Raw genomic sequence first — 13,784 nt, 5'->3', positions numbered from 1 at the left:
ATGAAAAAGGGCCTGCATCGCAGGCCCTTTTTTTATGCCGCCTGTTGCTGGAACTGCTGGCGGTACTGGTTGGGTGAGAGCTCGGTGTGCTGGCGGAACAGGCGGGCGAAGAAACTGGCGTCGTCATAGCCGACTTCGTAGCTGATGGTCTTGATGCTCTTGCGTGTCCCGGAGAGCAGGCCCTTGGCGGTTTCGATGCGCAGGCGCTGCAAGTAATGCAGGGGCTTGTCACCGGTGGCCGTCTGGAAGCGGCGCATGAAGTTGCGGATGCTCATACCGTGTTCGCGGGCCACGTCCTCGAAGCGGAACTTGTCGGCGAAGTGCTCTTCGAGCCAATGCTGGATCTGCAGGATGATCACGTCCTGATGCAGCTTCTGGCCACCGAAGCCAATGCGTCCGGGGGCGTAGCTGCGTTGCACTTCGTAGAGGATGTCCCGCGCTACTGCCTGGGCCACGTTGGCCCCGCAGAAGCGTTCGATCAGGTAGATGTACAGGTCGCAGGCCGAGGTGGTGCCGCCGGCGCAATACAGGTTGTCGGCGTCGGTCAGGTGCTTGTCCTGATTGAGCTGGACCTTGGGGAAGCGCTCGCTGAAGGCGCTGAAGAAGCGCCAGTAGGTGGTGGCTTCCTTGCCATCGAGCAATCCGGCTTCAGCCAGCCAGAACACCCCGGTGGCTTCGCCGCAGAGTACCGCGCCACGAGCGTGCTGGGCTCGCAGCCAGGGCAATATCTGTGGGTAGCGCTGGCATAGGGTGTCGAAGTCATCCCAGAACGCCGGGAGGATGATCACATCGGCGTCTTCCAGCGGGCCATCCACCGGCATGATCACGTTGCTGAAACTGCAGACCGGCTGACCGTCGGGGCTGACCAGGCGGGTTTCAAATGCCGGAGTCAGGCCTTGGCCCAGTTGTTTGCCGTAGCGCAGGCTGGCCAGATGGAAAAAATCCTTGGCCTGCATGAGGGTAGAAGCGAAAACCCGGTCGATAGCCAGGATGCTGACGCGCCGCAAGGGCGTAGAGGTTTGGTTAGACATAAATTCAATTGTTCTTATAGGGGAAAGTGGTCACCAGACGGCTGGATCGTCTTATTTTTTGTCGGATGTGTCCAGTGTCCCGTGCAGGCACCTGGGCTTAGGCTCTGGCAGCTAATCTCGATCAACAACCACAGGTGGCTGCATGATTCCCAGAACCTTGTTCAGTTCCGAGCACGAGCTTTTCCGTGACAGCGTGCGTACTTTCCTTGAGAAAGAGGCGGTGCCCTTCCATGGGGAGTGGGAGAAGCAGGGTTATATCGACCGTCAACTGTGGAGCAAGGCCGGCGAGGCAGGAATGCTGTGCTCGCATATTCCGGAAGAGTACGGCGGCCTGGGCGCGGACTTTCTCTATAGCGCAGTGGTGATCGAAGAAGTCGGCCGGTTGGGGCTGACCGGCATCGGTTTTTCCCTGCATTCGGACATTGTCGCGCCCTATATCCTGCATTACGGCAGTGAGGCGCTGAAGCACAAGTACCTGCCCAAGCTGGTATCGGGTGAAATGGTTACCGCCATCGCCATGACTGAGCCGGGGGCAGGTTCCGACCTGCAAGGGGTGAAAACCACCGCGGTGCTCGACGGTGATGAGTACGTGATCAATGGCTCCAAGACCTTTATCACCAATGGCTTTCTGGCGGAGCTGGTGATTGTGGTGGTCAAGACCGATCCCAAGGCGGGGGCCAAGGGCACCAGCCTGCTCCTGGTGGAGGCCAATACCCCCGGCTTCTCTAGAGGCAAGCGTCTGGAGAAGATCGGGATGAAGGCTCAGGACACCTCTGAGTTGTTCTTCCAGGATGTGCGAGTGCCCAAGGAGAACCTCCTGGGGCAGGCCGGGATGGGGTTTGCCTATCTGATGCAGGAGCTGCCACAGGAACGCCTGACCGTCGCAATTGGTGGCCTGGCCAGTGCCGAGGCGGCTCTGCAGTGGACGTTGCAATACACCCGTGAGCGCAAGGCATTCGGCAAGGCCATTGCTGATTTCCAGAACACGCGTTTCAAACTGGCAGAAATGGCCACGGAAATTCAGATCGGCCGGGTCTTTGTCGATCGCTGCCTGGAGCTGCACCTGCAAGGCAAGCTCGATGTGCCGACGGCGGCGATGGCCAAGTATTGGGGCACTGACCTGCAGTGCAAGGTGCTGGACGAATGCGTGCAATTGCACGGCGGCTACGGCTACATGTTGGAGTACCCGGTGGCCCGGGCCTGGGCGGATGCCAGGGTGCAACGCATCTACGCCGGGACCAACGAGATCATGAAGGAAATCATCGCCCGCTCGTTGTAGAAGTGGCCGGGTAGCACTCGGCTAGCAGGTGAAACAAGGCAGCGCGGAGTCCGAGCTGCCTCATTTACTGATAAGCCGGCGTGTGGCGGCCTTATGGGGCTGGGTTGGGGTGGTCCTTGTGGATCGCCTCGATGCCGGCGAGCACCTCTTCCGACAGCTTCAACTCGGCACTGGCGATGTTGCTATCCAGTTGTTCCAGGGTGGTGGCACCGATGATGTTGCTGGTCACGAATGCCTGCTGGGTGACGAAGGCCAAGGCCATTTGTGCCGGATCCAGCCCATGCTCGCGGGCCAGGGCCACGTAGCGGCTGCAGGCTGCTTCCGACTGAGGGTTGAAGTAGCGACTAAAGCGGCTATAGAGACTCAAGCGCGCTTTGGCCGGGCGAGCGCCGCCTTCGTATTTGCCGGACAGATAACCGAACGCCAGGGGCGAGTAGGCCAGTAAGCCGCATTGTTCGCGAATGGCGATTTCCGCGAGGCCCACTTCAAAGCTGCGGTTGAGCAGGTTATAGGGGTTCTGGATCGAAACGGCCCGTGGCCAGCCACGGCTCTCGGCCAGGGCGAGGAATCTCATGGTGCCCCAAGGGGTTTCATTGGACAGGCCGATATGGCGGATCTTGCCAGCCTTGACCTGTTCATCCAGGGCTTCAAGGGTTTCTTCCAGTGGGGTGAAGTCTTCGTTGGCCTGGTGCTGGTAGCCCAGTTGGCCGAAGTAATTGGTACTGCGTTCGGGCCAATGCAGTTGATAGAGGTCAATCCAGTCGGTCTGCAGGCGTTTGAGGCTGGCATCCACGGCTTCGACAATGTGCTTGCGGTTGTGCTTGAGCTGCTTGTCACGAATGTAGTCGATGGTGTTGCCGGGGCCGGCAATCTTGCTGGCGAGGATCCAGTCGGCGCGATCACCACGCTGCTTGAACCAGTTGCCGATATAGCGCTCGGTAGTCGCGTAGGTCTCGGCCTTGGGTGGGACCGGGTACATTTCGGCGGTATCAATGAAATTGATTCCGGCGTCCTTGGCGCGTTCGATCTGGGCGAAGGCTTCAGCCTCGGTGTTTTGCTCGCCCCAAGTCATGGTGCCCAGGCAAATCGCACTCACATTCAGATCGGTTCGGCCCAGCTGGCGATAGTCCATCGGGTGCTCCCTTGGCAAAACAATCATAAAAGCAGGTTGAAATTTTTTTCGCAATCTGCATAATTCGGCAGCTCTTTCTGCAGTGGAAGTGATGCGCCGCCTGCCGAAGAATCTTGCCGTATATCAGACGCGCTGACCCGAGCCCCCGAAAGCGTCTGTGTTCGGCTGCCTTTGACCTTGTCAAAGTACGCACTATTCAGTAAGATCCGCCGTCTATTTTGCTGGACGGCCCCTGAGGCTATAAAGAATGAAAACTTTTACTGCTAAACCGGAAACAGTAAAGCGCGACTGGTTTGTCGTCGACGCTGCTGGTCAGACCCTGGGTCGTCTGGCCACCGAAATCGCGAGCCGTCTGCGTGGCAAGCACAAGCCTGAGTACACTCCTCACGTTGATACCGGCGACTACATCGTCGTGATCAATGCCGAGCAGGTACGTGTTACTGGCGCTAAAACCACTGACAAAATGTACTACTCCCACTCCGGTTTCCCGGGCGGCATCAAGTCGATCAACTTCGAAAAGCTGATCGCCAAGGCCCCTGAGCGCGTGATCGAGACCGCGGTAAAAGGCATGCTGCCTAAAAACCCGCTGGGTCGCGACATGTACCGTAAGCTGAAAGTCTATGCGGGCGCTGCTCACCCTCATACTGCTCAGCAGCCCCAAGAACTGAAGATTTAACGGAATAGTTCATTATGTCGGCGACTCAAAATTACGGCACTGGCCGTCGCAAGACTGCAACCGCACGCGTTTTCCTGCGTCCGGGTACTGGCAATATCTCCATCAACAACCGCACTCTGGAGAACTTCTTCGGTCGCGAAACTGCCCGCATGGTAGTTCGTCAACCGCTGGAGCTGACCGAGACTGTTGAGAAGTTCGATATCTACGTTACCGTTATTGGCGGCGGCGTAAGTGGTCAAGCTGGCGCAATCCGCCACGGCATCACTCGTGCTTTGATGGACTACGATGACACCCTGCGCGGCGCGCTGCGCAAAGCTGGCTTCGTTACTCGCGATGCCCGTGAAGTTGAACGTAAGAAAGTGGGTCTGCGTAAAGCGCGTAAGCGTCCGCAATACTCCAAGCGTTAATTCGCAGCTGCGTTCCAAAAACGCCCAGCCTCCTCGCGGAGCTGGGCGTTTTTTATTGTCTGAAATTTGCTCTGTGACAACTTGCCACATCCGCGGAAGCCCTATACTGCAAGGCTTCTGGCTTGGCCAGCTTGGTAATTACCTTGTCAGAATAGGGGCTTTTCATTACCATTCGGCAAAATTTTTATAAGTTCAGATTTTTACTTAGTAGATGCCTGATTTAACAGGCCACAAAGCTGATGGGAGAGGACTGAATGAGCAATGACGGCGTGAATGCAGGCCGGCGTCGCTTCTTGGTAGCAGCCACATCCGTGGTGGGTGCTGCTGGAGCGGTGGGGGCTGCGGTCCCGTTCGTGGGGTCATGGTTTCCCAGTGCCAAGGCGAAAGCCGCAGGTGCACCGGTGAAAGTGAATATCAGCAAGATCGATCCAGGCCAGCAGATGATTGCTGAGTGGCGCGGTCAGCCGGTGTTCATCGTCCGCCGTACCGAGGAAATCCTGGGCAATCTTAAAAAGATCGAGGGCCAGCTATCTGACCCGGACTCCAAGAACTCGGTACAACCAACCTACGTCGACCCGGAAGTGCGTTCGATCAAGCCAGAGATCCTTCTGCTGATCGGTATTTGCACCCACCTGGGCTGTTCTCCGACCTTCCGTCCTGAAGTGGCGCCCGCAGATCTGGGCAAGGATTGGGTCGGTGGTTATTTCTGCCCTTGCCACGGCTCCCACTACGATCTGGCTGGTCGCGTCTACAAGTCGCAACCTGCGCCTTTGAACCTGCCAGTACCGCCGCATTCCTATGAGTCGGATGACATCATCGTCATTGGCGTCGACACGGAGAAAGCGTGATGAGCAAGTTCATGGATTGGGTGGATGCGCGCTTCCCCGCAACCAAAATGTGGGAAGACCATCTCAGCAAGTATTACGCTCCGAAGAACTTCAACTTCTTCTATTTCTTTGGCTCCCTGGCACTGTTGGTTCTGGTCAATCAGATCGTTACCGGCGTCTGGCTGACCATGAGCTACACCCCTTCGGCGGAAGAAGCCTTTGCTTCCGTTGAATACATCATGCGTGACGTCGAATACGGCGCCATCCTGCGATTACTGCACTCCACTGGCGCTTCGGCGTTCTTCATCGTGGTCTATCTGCACATGTTCCGTGGCCTGCTTTACGGTTCCTACCAGAAGCCTCGTGAGCTGGTGTGGTTGTTCGGCATGCTGATCTATCTGGCGTTGATGGCCGAGGCCTTCATGGGCTACCTGTTGCCTTGGGGACAGATGTCCTACTGGGGTGCCCAGGTGATCATCTCGCTGTTCGGTGCGATCCCGGTTATCGGTGACGACCTGACCCAGTGGATTCGTGGTGACTACCTGATTTCCGGGATCACCTTGAACCGCTTCTTCGCCTTGCACGTCGTGGCCTTGCCAATCGTTATTCTTGGCCTGGTGGTGCTGCATATCCTCGCGTTGCACGAGGTGGGTTCGAACAACCCGGATGGCGTGGACATCAAGAAGCACAAGGACGAGAACGGTATTCCGCTGGACGGCATTCCTTTCCACCCTTACTACACCGTGAAAGATATCGTCGGCGTGGTGGTGTTCCTGTTCATCTTCTGCTCGATCGTGTTCTTCTTTCCGGAAATGGGTGGTTATTTCCTCGAAAAACCGAACTTCGAACAAGCTAACGCGTTCAAGACGCCTGAGCACATTGCTCCGGTGTGGTACTTCACTCCGTTCTACGCAATTTTGCGTGCAATCCCAGACAAGCTCATGGGTGTTGTTGCCATGGGTGCCGCTATTGCCGTGCTGTTCGTGCTGCCATGGCTGGACCGTAGTCCGGTCAAGTCAATGCGCTACAAAGGCATGCTGAGCAAGATCTGGTTGCTGGTGTTCTGCATCTCGTTCGTGATCCTGGGAGTGCTGGGCGTGCTCGCACCGACTCCGGGTCGTACGTTGCTGTCGCAGGTGTGTACCTTCCTGTACTTCGCCTACTTCATTCTGATGCCGTTCTATACCAGGCTCGAGAAGACCAAACCGGTTCCGGAAAGGGTGACTGGCTGATGAAAAAGCTATTTGCTGTACTGATTCTTGCTGCTATGCCTGTATTGTCTTTCGCAGCCGAGCACGGTCCTGAGTTGGAAAAGGTCGACATCGACCTGTCTGACAAAGCTGCCCTGCAAGATGGTGCGCGTACCTTTGCCAACTACTGCATGGGCTGCCACAGCGCCAAGTTCCAGCGTTATGAGCGAGTTGCCGATGACTTGGGCATCCCTCACGACCTGATGCTGAGCAATCTGGTGTTCACCGGAGCAAAGATCGGTGACCACATGAACATCGGCATGCAGCCGGCGGATGCCAAGACCTGGTTCGGTGCTGCGCCGCCGGACCTGACCTTGGTAGCTCGTGTGCGTGGTACCGACTGGCTCTATGGTTACCTGAAGTCCTTCTACGAGGACCCTTCGCGGCCTTGGGGTGTGAACAACACGGTGTTCCCGAATGTGGGTATGCCTAACGTTCTGGTCGGTCTGCAAGGCCGTCAGGTGATTGGTTGCAAGCAGGTCCAGATTGTCGAGGACGGCAAGAAGCAATACGATCCGCTGACCGGCACGCCTCTGACGCATGAGGCTTGCGATCAGCTGACCATCAAGGAAAACACGGGCACCCTCAATGAGGCGCAGTTCGACGAGAAGGTCAAGAATCTGGTGACCTTCCTGGCTTACTCGGCCAACCCGGTCAAACTGCAGCACCAGCGCATCGGTACTTATGTACTCTTGTACCTGGCCTTCTTCTTCGTGTTCGCCTATCTGCTGAAGCGCGAATATTGGAAAGATGTGCATTAATAACGTTTTAAGCATCAGTTGTTGAACGTGCGCGCCCAAGGGCGTCTCTGAAACTGTAACAACCCTGTATCATCCGGGTGTTACCAGAGGCGCCTTCAGGGCGCGCTCGTTTTTTCTGCTTCCGATAATTTCAACAAGCGAGGAGGACCGCCATGGGCGTGACCAATCGGTTGGCCTGTTACTCCGACCCCGCCGACCACTATTCCCACCGGGTGCGCATTGTGCTTGCGGAGAAAGGTGTCAGCGCCGAGATCATCAGTGTGGAGGCGGGTCGTCAGCCGCCAAAGCTGATCGAAGTGAATCCATACGGGAGCTTGCCTACGCTGGTCGATCGTGACCTGGCGTTGTGGGAGTCGACAGTGGTGATGGAGTACCTGGATGAGCGTTATCCGCACCCACCATTGCTGCCGGTTTATCCTGTGGCGCGGGCTAATAGCCGTTTGCTGATACACCGGATTCAGCGTGACTGGTGTGGGCAGGTGGACTTGATTCTTGATGCTCGAACCAAGGAAGCCGCTCGGGTGCTGGCGCGTAAGGAATTGCGTGAAAGTTTGACCGGAGTTTCTCCGCTATTCGCAGACAAGCCATTTTTCCTCAGTGAGGAACAAAGCCTGGTGGACTGCTGCCTACTGCCCATACTCTGGAGATTGCCGATTCTGGGTATTGAACTGCCGCGGCAGGCCAAGCCGTTGCTCGATTATATGGAGCGTCAATTTGCGCGTGAGGCTTTCCAGGCGAGTCTGTCTGGTGTCGAACGTGATATGCGCTGAGGCTTAAGGAGCCGCTATGAACTCCAGTCGACCTTATCTGGTCCGTGCGCTCTATGAGTGGATTGTGGACAACGATTGCACCCCGCACATGCTGGTGAATTCCGAGTACCCGGCGGTGCAGGTGCCCCAGGGCTTTGCCAGTGACGGACAGATCGTCCTGAACATTTCGCCCAGTGCTGTGCGCCATCTGCACATGGACAACGATGCCGTGACCTTTGAGGGACGCTTTGGTGGTGTGCCTCACAGCTTGCACGTGCCTATCGCTGCGATTCTCGGGATTTACGCGCGAGAGAATGGCCAGGGTATGGTCTTCGATCTCGAGTCGTCTCTTGATGAAGATGAAGAGGGCGTCGAGTCGGATGATGATATGCCGCCACCTGACAGTGAGCCGCCGCGTCCAAGTGGCCGGCCGAGCTTGAAGGTGGTCAAGTAATAAAAAAGGCGATCCGAATGGATCGCCTTTTTTGTATCTGTCAGAGCTGCGTGTCAGTCGATGTATTCAAACAATTTGACGATTCTCTGTACGCCGGAAACGCCCTGCACCAGGTTGGTGGCTTGAGCGGCTTCCTGTTGGGTCAGCAGGCCCAGCAGGTAAACGATGCCGTTCTCGGTCACGACCTTGATGCGCGAGGCGGGTACGCTAGCGTCGGCGAGCATCTGGGTCTTGATCTTGGTGGTCAGCCAGCCATCGTTCTGGCGCGCCAGAAATCCGGAAGGCGGTAGTACCTGCAGTTCGTTATGGACCTTCTTGACCCGCTGTACCTCGCTGGCGGCCTGCTCGGCCATGGCCTTGAGGTCGGCGCGCGGTGTCTGGCCCGCCAGCAGAACGATGCCGTTGAAGCTGCTGACGACGATGTGCGAGTTGTTTTCCAGGTCCGGGTTGGCTTTGGCGACGTTGACGCTGACTTTGGTCTCGATCAGTGAGTCGTCGATCTTGCTGCCGAAGGTGCGAGTACCGCGATCATCATCAATGGGCTTGTCGCGGGTGGCGGTGATCACCGAGCTGCAACCAGTGATGCTTAGACACAAGGTCAGGGCTAGAAGGCCAAGGCGATTAGGGGTCATTCTTCACTCCCGAACAATTGGCTGTCGATCAAGTCGCAAAGGCAGTGGATCGCCAGCAGGTGGACTTCTTGAATACGTGCAGTGACGGTGGCCGGGACGCGAATCTCGACATCTTCGGGCAGTAGCAGCGAAGCCATGCCGCCGCCGTCGCGGCCGGTCAATGCTACGACAATCATTTCTCGATCATGTGCGGCCTGGATGGCTTGAATAATGTTCGCCGAGTTGCCACTGGTGGAAATCGCCAGCAACACATCGCCGGGCTGGCCCAGGGCGCGGATCTGTTTGGAGAAGATTTCGTTGTAGCTGTAGTCGTTGGCAATCGAGGTAATGGTCGAGCTGTCGGTGGTCAGGGCAATCGCCGGCAGGCTGGGGCGTTCACGTTCAAAGCGGTTGAGCAGCTCGGAGGAGAAGTGCTGGGCGTCGCCGGCGGAGCCACCGTTGCCACAGGAGAGCATTTTGCCTTCGTTGAGCAGGGCGTTGACCATGACCTGGCTGGCTTGCTCGATGTGCGGTGCAAGTACGTCCATCGCCTGTTGCTTGGTATCGATACTGGCCTGAAAAAGCTGGCGAATTCGGGATTGCATGTCCATCTGTGTGACCTTAAGTGGCGCGGCTTGGTGGCACGTGAATGTGCAGCCCGCAAAGCAAAGAGCAAAAAAGTTGAGTGAAAATGGGTGCGGCCTGAGGGCGTCTTTCAGCTGTCAAAGGCATTGCGTAGCCAGTTCAAGTGGGCTTCTGCACCCGGGCTGCCGTCAATGGCGACCACGTCGAAACGGCAGGGGTGGTTGGACCAGCGTGATTCGCGTTGCAGGAAGCTCTGCGCAGCGAGGATCAGCTTTTGGCGCTTGCGCCCATCGATACTGCCCAGCGCGCCACCCCATTGAGTGTGTTGTCTGTAGCGGACTTCGACGAATACTACTGTATCGCCGTCAAGCATGACCAGATCAAGCTCGCCGCGCTTACACAGCCAGTTCTGCGCCAATAGGCGCAGTCCTTGCTGCTGCAGATGCCTGAGTGCTTGGCACTCGGCATCTCTTCCGCTTTGCTGGCGTGATCCTTGAGGCATTAGCGCGGCGTGTCGGGCAGGCGAGTGACCTGGCCCCCGACGAACTTGGCCCATGGCAACTGGCGTTCGATGCGCTGGCCTGCGGCCATGCCCAGGCTGCCGGATTCACCTTCTATCCGGCTGTCTGGCAAAGCCTTGAGTTGGCCCAGGCGTGGCGCCAGGCGATAGGCGTCGGCCCCCATGGCGTAAAGACGGCCGAGGCTGCCTCCGGCTTGTGGCCATTGTGCGGTGACCTGACGGCGCAGAGTGCCGTTGGCATCCAGCAGCCAAGGCGTTTCGCAGAACATCACGCCATTCATGTCGTTGTACTGGTTCTGGTCCCCGCTGGCGCTGAACACGTTGGAGGTGGCGTACACCGGAACGTCGCCAGCGTACTGGAAGTTCAGGGTCGGCTTGATCTGTTGGGCCTGTTGCGGAGTGGCAGCGAGGAAAATGAACTCGATGTCCTGGCGGCGCGATGGTTGTGCGGCGACTTGAGTGCCTACGGTGCTCTGCAGGCTCTTGGCGCGGCCTTCGCTTTGGCGCAATTTGAACAGGTCGGCAATCTGCTGGGCCAAGGCGACAGGTTGGTCAACGCGTTCGATACCGATCACGCTACCGCCATTGGCTTCCCAATCCTGGCGGAAGGCCTTCAGCACGCGGTCGCCCCACTCGCCTTTGGGGACCAGCGCAGCAGCACGATGCAAACCATCGGCGCGGGCGCGGCGAGAAACTTCACGAGCTTCGTCTTCTGCCGCCAGGCCAAACTGGAACAACTGCGCCGGGCCTTGTTCGCCCTCGCTGTAGTTCAGGGCAAGGGTAGTGATCGGCAGTTGTGGGCGCGCGGCGAGTTGCTTGACCAGTGGTTTTTCCAGCGGGCCAACCACCAGTTGCACGCCGGCAGCCTGGGCCTTGCGGTAGAAGTCATCCAGGGAGCTCAGGCGCGAGCTGTCGTAGAACTCGATGCTAGGTGGTTTTTGTCCGGCTTGCTGAGCCTGATAGTGAGCGGCCATGAAGCCTTCACGCAGCGCTTTGGAGACTGAAGCCAGAGGGCCGTCCTGTGGCAGCAGCAAAGCGATTTTCGAAATCGGCTGGCTGGCCAGTTCCTTGAGCTTGATCAGCGGTTGCGGCAGTTGAAGGGCGGCAGGGTGCTTCGGATTCTGCGCGCGCCAGTTATCGATGGCTGCCTGTTGCTGCTCCAGGGTGCCCGCAGTCTTGACTGCCAGGGCCAGGCTCAGCCAGCCGGCCAGGTCGTCGTTGCCTGCAGGCTGCAACTGATCGGTGGGCAGGGCGGCAATCAGGGCCCAGATGGCCTCATGGTTTTTCGCTGCGGCGTCATCTTTCAGTAGCGGTGCGATCAGGATTCGCTGCTTTGCAGCGGCCAATGTCTGGCCATCGGCTTCCAGGGCACGAGCGTAAACGCTGCCGGTACGGATCTGCTGAGCTGCTGGCAACTCGCCCAAGTGTTGCAGGCTGGGGTGGCTCAGCGCGGTCAGCGCAGCTTTTGGCTGATTGCGCACCATCGCCAGTTCTGCAGCCAGGGTGCTGGCAAAGATCTGCTGGGCGGGTTTGAGCTGGTCCAGCGGTACTTGCTGGAGGATCTGTCCGGCGCGTCCGGCATTGCCTTGACGATAGGCCAGGTCAGCAGCGCTCAGGCGCAAGAGGGCGGCCTTGTCCGGGCTTTTGCTGGCGGCGGCCTGTTCGAGCAGCTGCTCGATGCTGGCATCCGGTGTCCGTGGAAGTTCGCCAAGACTGGAGGAGGGCGAGCTGGCGCAAGCCACCAGAAGGGTAGCCAGGCAGAGGGCAAGAAACAGCCGCAGGCAAGCGATCATGTAAGTGTTCCTGATACTCGATCAAATTAGCGTGGAATTGTACCCAAGCGCTGGCCGGGGCGCGATGTTAGAGGTGATAAACCGTCTATTTAGCTGATGCAAATGTTGCTGTGGTGCATAAAAGGTCGCAATGGGCTGGAGCGTTGCGCGATTGTGAGGCGTATTGAGAAGACTTCAACGCGCTACAATGACGCTTTTGTCGATCAAGAGGTGTGCGCTTTGACTGCTCCAGGTCCTTTGAATTCCATTGCTGGCTCGCTTTATGTGGTGGCGACGCCCATTGGCAACCTGGATGACATCAGTGCTCGGGCCCTGAAGTTATTGCGCGAGGTGTCATTGATCGCGGCTGAGGATACTCGGCACTCCCAGCGATTGATGCAGCACTTCGGGATTTCCACTCCTTTGGCAGCCTGTCATGAGCATAACGAGCGTGATGAGGGTAGTCGTTTCATTACCCGTTTATTGGCGGGCGATAACGTTGCCTTGATCTCCGATGCTGGTACCCCGCTGATTTCCGATCCGGGTTATCACTTGGTGCGCCAGGCTCGGGCCGCAGGTATCAACGTGGTGCCGGTGCCAGGGGCTTGTGCGCTGATCGCAGCGCTGTCGGCAGCGGGCCTGCCGTCGGATCGGTTTATCTTCGAGGGATTTCTGCCGGCCAAGGCCGTTGGGCGTCGGGCGCGACTGGAGTTGGTCAAGGAAGAGCCGCGGACGCTGATTTTCTATGAGGCGCCGCATCGCATTCTCGAGTGTCTGCAGGACATGGAGTCGGTGTTCGGTGGTGAGCGGCCGGCGTTGCTGGCTCGTGAACTGACCAAAACCTTCGAAACCCTCAAGGGCTTGCCGCTTTCCGAGTTGCGCCAGTTCGTCGAGTCCGACAGCAATCAGCAGCGTGGAGAGTGCGTGGTGTTGGTCGCGGGATGGACGGTGCCGGAAAGTGACGAAGCGATCAGCAGTGAGTCGATGCGTATTCTTGATTTGCTGCTCAAGGAGATGCCGCTCAAGAGGGCGGCTGCGTTGGCTGCTGAAATTACCGGTGAGCGCAAGAATGTGCTGTATCAGGTGGCCCTGGATAAACAGAAGGGGCAATAAATTACGTAGCAGGGTGGCCAAAGGCTTTTAGCGCTTGTTCTTAGGCCGCTCTGCCGTTAATCTGCGCGGCGGAGAGTCGATTGGACAGTCGCTGCCCTCTATGAAAATTAGAGGGGGGAGGAAAGTCCGGGCTCCATAGGGCGGAGTGCCAGGTAATGCCTGGGAGGCGCGAGCCTACGGAAAGTGCCACAGAAAATAACCGCCTAAGCACTTCGGTGCCGGTAAGGGTGAAAAGGTGCGGTAAGAGCGCACCGCACGTCTGGTAACAGTTCGTGGCTAGGTAAACCCCACTCGGAGCAAGACCAAATAGGGTTCCAAGGCGTGGCCCGCGCTGGAACCGGGTAGGTTGCTAAAGATGTCCAGTGATGGCCATCGTAGAGGAATGACTGTCCTCGACAGAACCCGGCTTACAGATCGACTCTCCACCTTTTCCCTCCCTGCTTGAATCAATAGCAGAAGCGTTCTTGTAATACCGAAAAAATCTTACTCTTAACAAATCACTTTAACTTCGTGCTGTAGCTCAATGAGCTGTCTGAAGTTAATGCTCTGGAACGCCCCCCTAATTCTCGTTACCTCTCCTTTTTGCGTCCTAAATCTCCGTTCTATAAGGCTTTTCC

Annotated in this window: 15 protein-coding genes and 1 other RNA gene; 10 read left to right on the top strand and 6 right to left on the bottom strand. The window is 57.6% G+C overall.

The window, feature by feature from the left end:
- Positions 1-32: 32 nt before the first annotated feature.
- Positions 33-932 (bottom strand): GlxA family transcriptional regulator, encoded by a 900-nt coding sequence (locus GV818_RS20520; protein WP_178125030.1) that lies wholly within the window; start codon positions 930-932, stop codon positions 33-35.
- 241 nt (positions 933-1,173) lie between these two features.
- Here GV818_RS20520 and GV818_RS20515 point away from each other — a divergent pair, with 241 nt between their 5' ends.
- Positions 1,174-2,310, top strand: coding sequence for an acyl-CoA dehydrogenase family protein (locus tag GV818_RS20515; protein ID WP_161756746.1), 1,137 nt, complete (start codon positions 1,174-1,176; stop codon positions 2,308-2,310).
- A 91-nt stretch (positions 2,311-2,401) separates the two neighbouring features.
- On the opposite strand, the gene GV818_RS20510 is transcribed toward GV818_RS20515, so the two are convergent.
- Positions 2,402-3,442, bottom strand: coding sequence for an NADP(H)-dependent aldo-keto reductase (locus GV818_RS20510; protein ID WP_161777362.1), 1,041 nt, complete (start codon positions 3,440-3,442; stop codon positions 2,402-2,404).
- Between the two features lie 247 nt (positions 3,443-3,689).
- Here GV818_RS20510 and rplM point away from each other — a divergent pair, with 247 nt between their 5' ends.
- The 7 genes from rplM to GV818_RS20475 all read left to right on the top strand — a co-directional run bounded on the left by rplM (position 3,690) and on the right by GV818_RS20475 (position 8,566).
- The gene (gene rplM / locus GV818_RS20505) at positions 3,690-4,118 is read left to right on the top strand and encodes a 50S ribosomal protein L13 (protein ID WP_007928449.1); all 429 of its coding nucleotides are present in this window, start codon (positions 3,690-3,692) and stop codon (positions 4,116-4,118) included.
- A 14-nt stretch (positions 4,119-4,132) separates the two neighbouring features.
- Positions 4,133-4,525, top strand: coding sequence for a 30S ribosomal protein S9 (gene rpsI / locus GV818_RS20500; RefSeq protein ID WP_161756744.1), 393 nt, complete (start codon positions 4,133-4,135; stop codon positions 4,523-4,525).
- Positions 4,526-4,779: 254 nt separating this feature from the next.
- Positions 4,780-5,373 carry a ubiquinol-cytochrome c reductase iron-sulfur subunit gene (gene petA / locus GV818_RS20495; RefSeq protein ID WP_011063329.1) on the top strand — a complete coding sequence of 198 codons (594 nt, stop codon included), beginning with the start codon at positions 4,780-4,782 and terminating at the stop codon, positions 5,371-5,373.
- Positions 5,373-6,584 (top strand): cytochrome b, encoded by a 1,212-nt coding sequence (locus tag GV818_RS20490; protein WP_161756743.1) that lies wholly within the window; start codon positions 5,373-5,375, stop codon positions 6,582-6,584. Before petA ends, GV818_RS20490 begins: the two co-directional genes overlap by 1 nt.
- Complete coding sequence (locus GV818_RS20485) at positions 6,584-7,363, top strand: cytochrome c1 (protein WP_161756742.1); 780 nt, start codon at positions 6,584-6,586, stop codon at positions 7,361-7,363. The genes GV818_RS20490 and GV818_RS20485 overlap by 1 nt, the downstream gene beginning before the upstream one ends.
- Before the next feature lie 152 nt (positions 7,364-7,515).
- Positions 7,516-8,133, top strand: a complete 618-nt coding sequence (locus tag GV818_RS20480; RefSeq protein ID WP_161777361.1) for a glutathione S-transferase N-terminal domain-containing protein — start codon at positions 7,516-7,518, stop codon at positions 8,131-8,133.
- A gap of 16 nt (positions 8,134-8,149) precedes the next feature.
- Positions 8,150-8,566, top strand: coding sequence for a ClpXP protease specificity-enhancing factor (locus tag GV818_RS20475; protein WP_161756740.1), 417 nt, complete (start codon positions 8,150-8,152; stop codon positions 8,564-8,566).
- 53 nt (positions 8,567-8,619) lie between these two features.
- On the opposite strand, the gene GV818_RS20470 is transcribed toward GV818_RS20475, so the two are convergent.
- From GV818_RS20470 to GV818_RS20455, 4 genes are all read right to left on the bottom strand, one after another.
- Positions 8,620-9,198: a BON domain-containing protein gene (locus GV818_RS20470; RefSeq protein ID WP_161756739.1), complete on the bottom strand. Its 579-nt coding sequence runs from the start codon at positions 9,196-9,198 to the stop codon at positions 8,620-8,622.
- On the bottom strand, positions 9,195-9,788 hold the full coding sequence (locus tag GV818_RS20465; RefSeq protein WP_024073509.1) for a phosphoheptose isomerase: 594 nt from the start codon (positions 9,786-9,788) through the stop codon (positions 9,195-9,197). The genes GV818_RS20470 and GV818_RS20465 overlap by 4 nt, the downstream gene beginning before the upstream one ends.
- A 104-nt stretch (positions 9,789-9,892) precedes the next feature.
- Positions 9,893-10,264 carry a YraN family protein gene (locus GV818_RS20460; protein WP_161756738.1) on the bottom strand — a complete coding sequence of 124 codons (372 nt, stop codon included), beginning with the start codon at positions 10,262-10,264 and terminating at the stop codon, positions 9,893-9,895.
- The gene (locus tag GV818_RS20455) at positions 10,264-12,075 is read right to left on the bottom strand and encodes a penicillin-binding protein activator (protein WP_161777360.1); all 1,812 of its coding nucleotides are present in this window, start codon (positions 12,073-12,075) and stop codon (positions 10,264-10,266) included. Before GV818_RS20455 ends, GV818_RS20460 begins: the two co-directional genes overlap by 1 nt.
- 219 nt (positions 12,076-12,294) lie before the next feature.
- On the opposite strand from GV818_RS20455, the gene rsmI reads away from it, so the two are divergent.
- Together rsmI and rnpB are read left to right on the top strand one after the other, a co-directional pair.
- On the top strand, positions 12,295-13,167 hold the full coding sequence (gene rsmI, locus GV818_RS20450) for a 16S rRNA (cytidine(1402)-2'-O)-methyltransferase (RefSeq protein WP_161756903.1): 873 nt from the start codon (positions 12,295-12,297) through the stop codon (positions 13,165-13,167).
- Between the two features lie 72 nt (positions 13,168-13,239).
- Positions 13,240-13,593: RNase P RNA component class A (gene rnpB, locus GV818_RS20445), an RNA gene on the top strand.
- The last annotated feature ends 191 nt before the right edge of the window (positions 13,594-13,784 follow it).

The sequence above is a fragment of the Pseudomonas sp. Fl4BN1 genome (genome assembly GCF_009908285.1).
Lineage (GTDB): Bacteria > Pseudomonadota > Gammaproteobacteria > Pseudomonadales > Pseudomonadaceae > Aquipseudomonas.
The sequence above is the reverse complement of the archived record's forward strand: the minus strand, read 5'-3'. Positions and strand labels throughout refer to the sequence as shown.

Excerpts from the sequence above, each read along its gene's own strand:
- GV818_RS20485 (WP_161756742.1), top strand. The coding sequence starts at position 6,584 with ATGAAAAAGCTATTTGCTGTACTGATTCTTGCTGCTATGCCTGTATTG.
- GV818_RS20455 (WP_161777360.1), bottom strand. The coding sequence starts at position 12,075 with ATGATCGCTTGCCTGCGGCTGTTTCTTGCCCTCTGCCTGGCTACCCTT.
- GV818_RS20490 (WP_161756743.1), top strand. The coding sequence starts at position 5,373 with ATGAGCAAGTTCATGGATTGGGTGGATGCGCGCTTCCCCGCAACCAAA.
- GV818_RS20480 (WP_161777361.1), top strand. The coding sequence starts at position 7,516 with ATGGGCGTGACCAATCGGTTGGCCTGTTACTCCGACCCCGCCGACCAC.
- rplM (WP_007928449.1), top strand. The coding sequence starts at position 3,690 with ATGAAAACTTTTACTGCTAAACCGGAAACAGTAAAGCGCGACTGGTTT.
- GV818_RS20470 (WP_161756739.1), bottom strand. The coding sequence starts at position 9,198 with ATGACCCCTAATCGCCTTGGCCTTCTAGCCCTGACCTTGTGTCTAAGC.
- GV818_RS20510 (WP_161777362.1), bottom strand. The coding sequence starts at position 3,442 with ATGGACTATCGCCAGCTGGGCCGAACCGATCTGAATGTGAGTGCGATT.
- GV818_RS20465 (WP_024073509.1), bottom strand. The coding sequence starts at position 9,788 with ATGGACATGCAATCCCGAATTCGCCAGCTTTTTCAGGCCAGTATCGAT.
- rpsI (WP_161756744.1), top strand. The coding sequence starts at position 4,133 with ATGTCGGCGACTCAAAATTACGGCACTGGCCGTCGCAAGACTGCAACC.
- GV818_RS20460 (WP_161756738.1), bottom strand. The coding sequence starts at position 10,264 with ATGCCTCAAGGATCACGCCAGCAAAGCGGAAGAGATGCCGAGTGCCAA.
- GV818_RS20475 (WP_161756740.1), top strand. The coding sequence starts at position 8,150 with ATGAACTCCAGTCGACCTTATCTGGTCCGTGCGCTCTATGAGTGGATT.
- GV818_RS20515 (WP_161756746.1), top strand. The coding sequence starts at position 1,174 with ATGATTCCCAGAACCTTGTTCAGTTCCGAGCACGAGCTTTTCCGTGAC.
- petA (WP_011063329.1), top strand. The coding sequence starts at position 4,780 with ATGAGCAATGACGGCGTGAATGCAGGCCGGCGTCGCTTCTTGGTAGCA.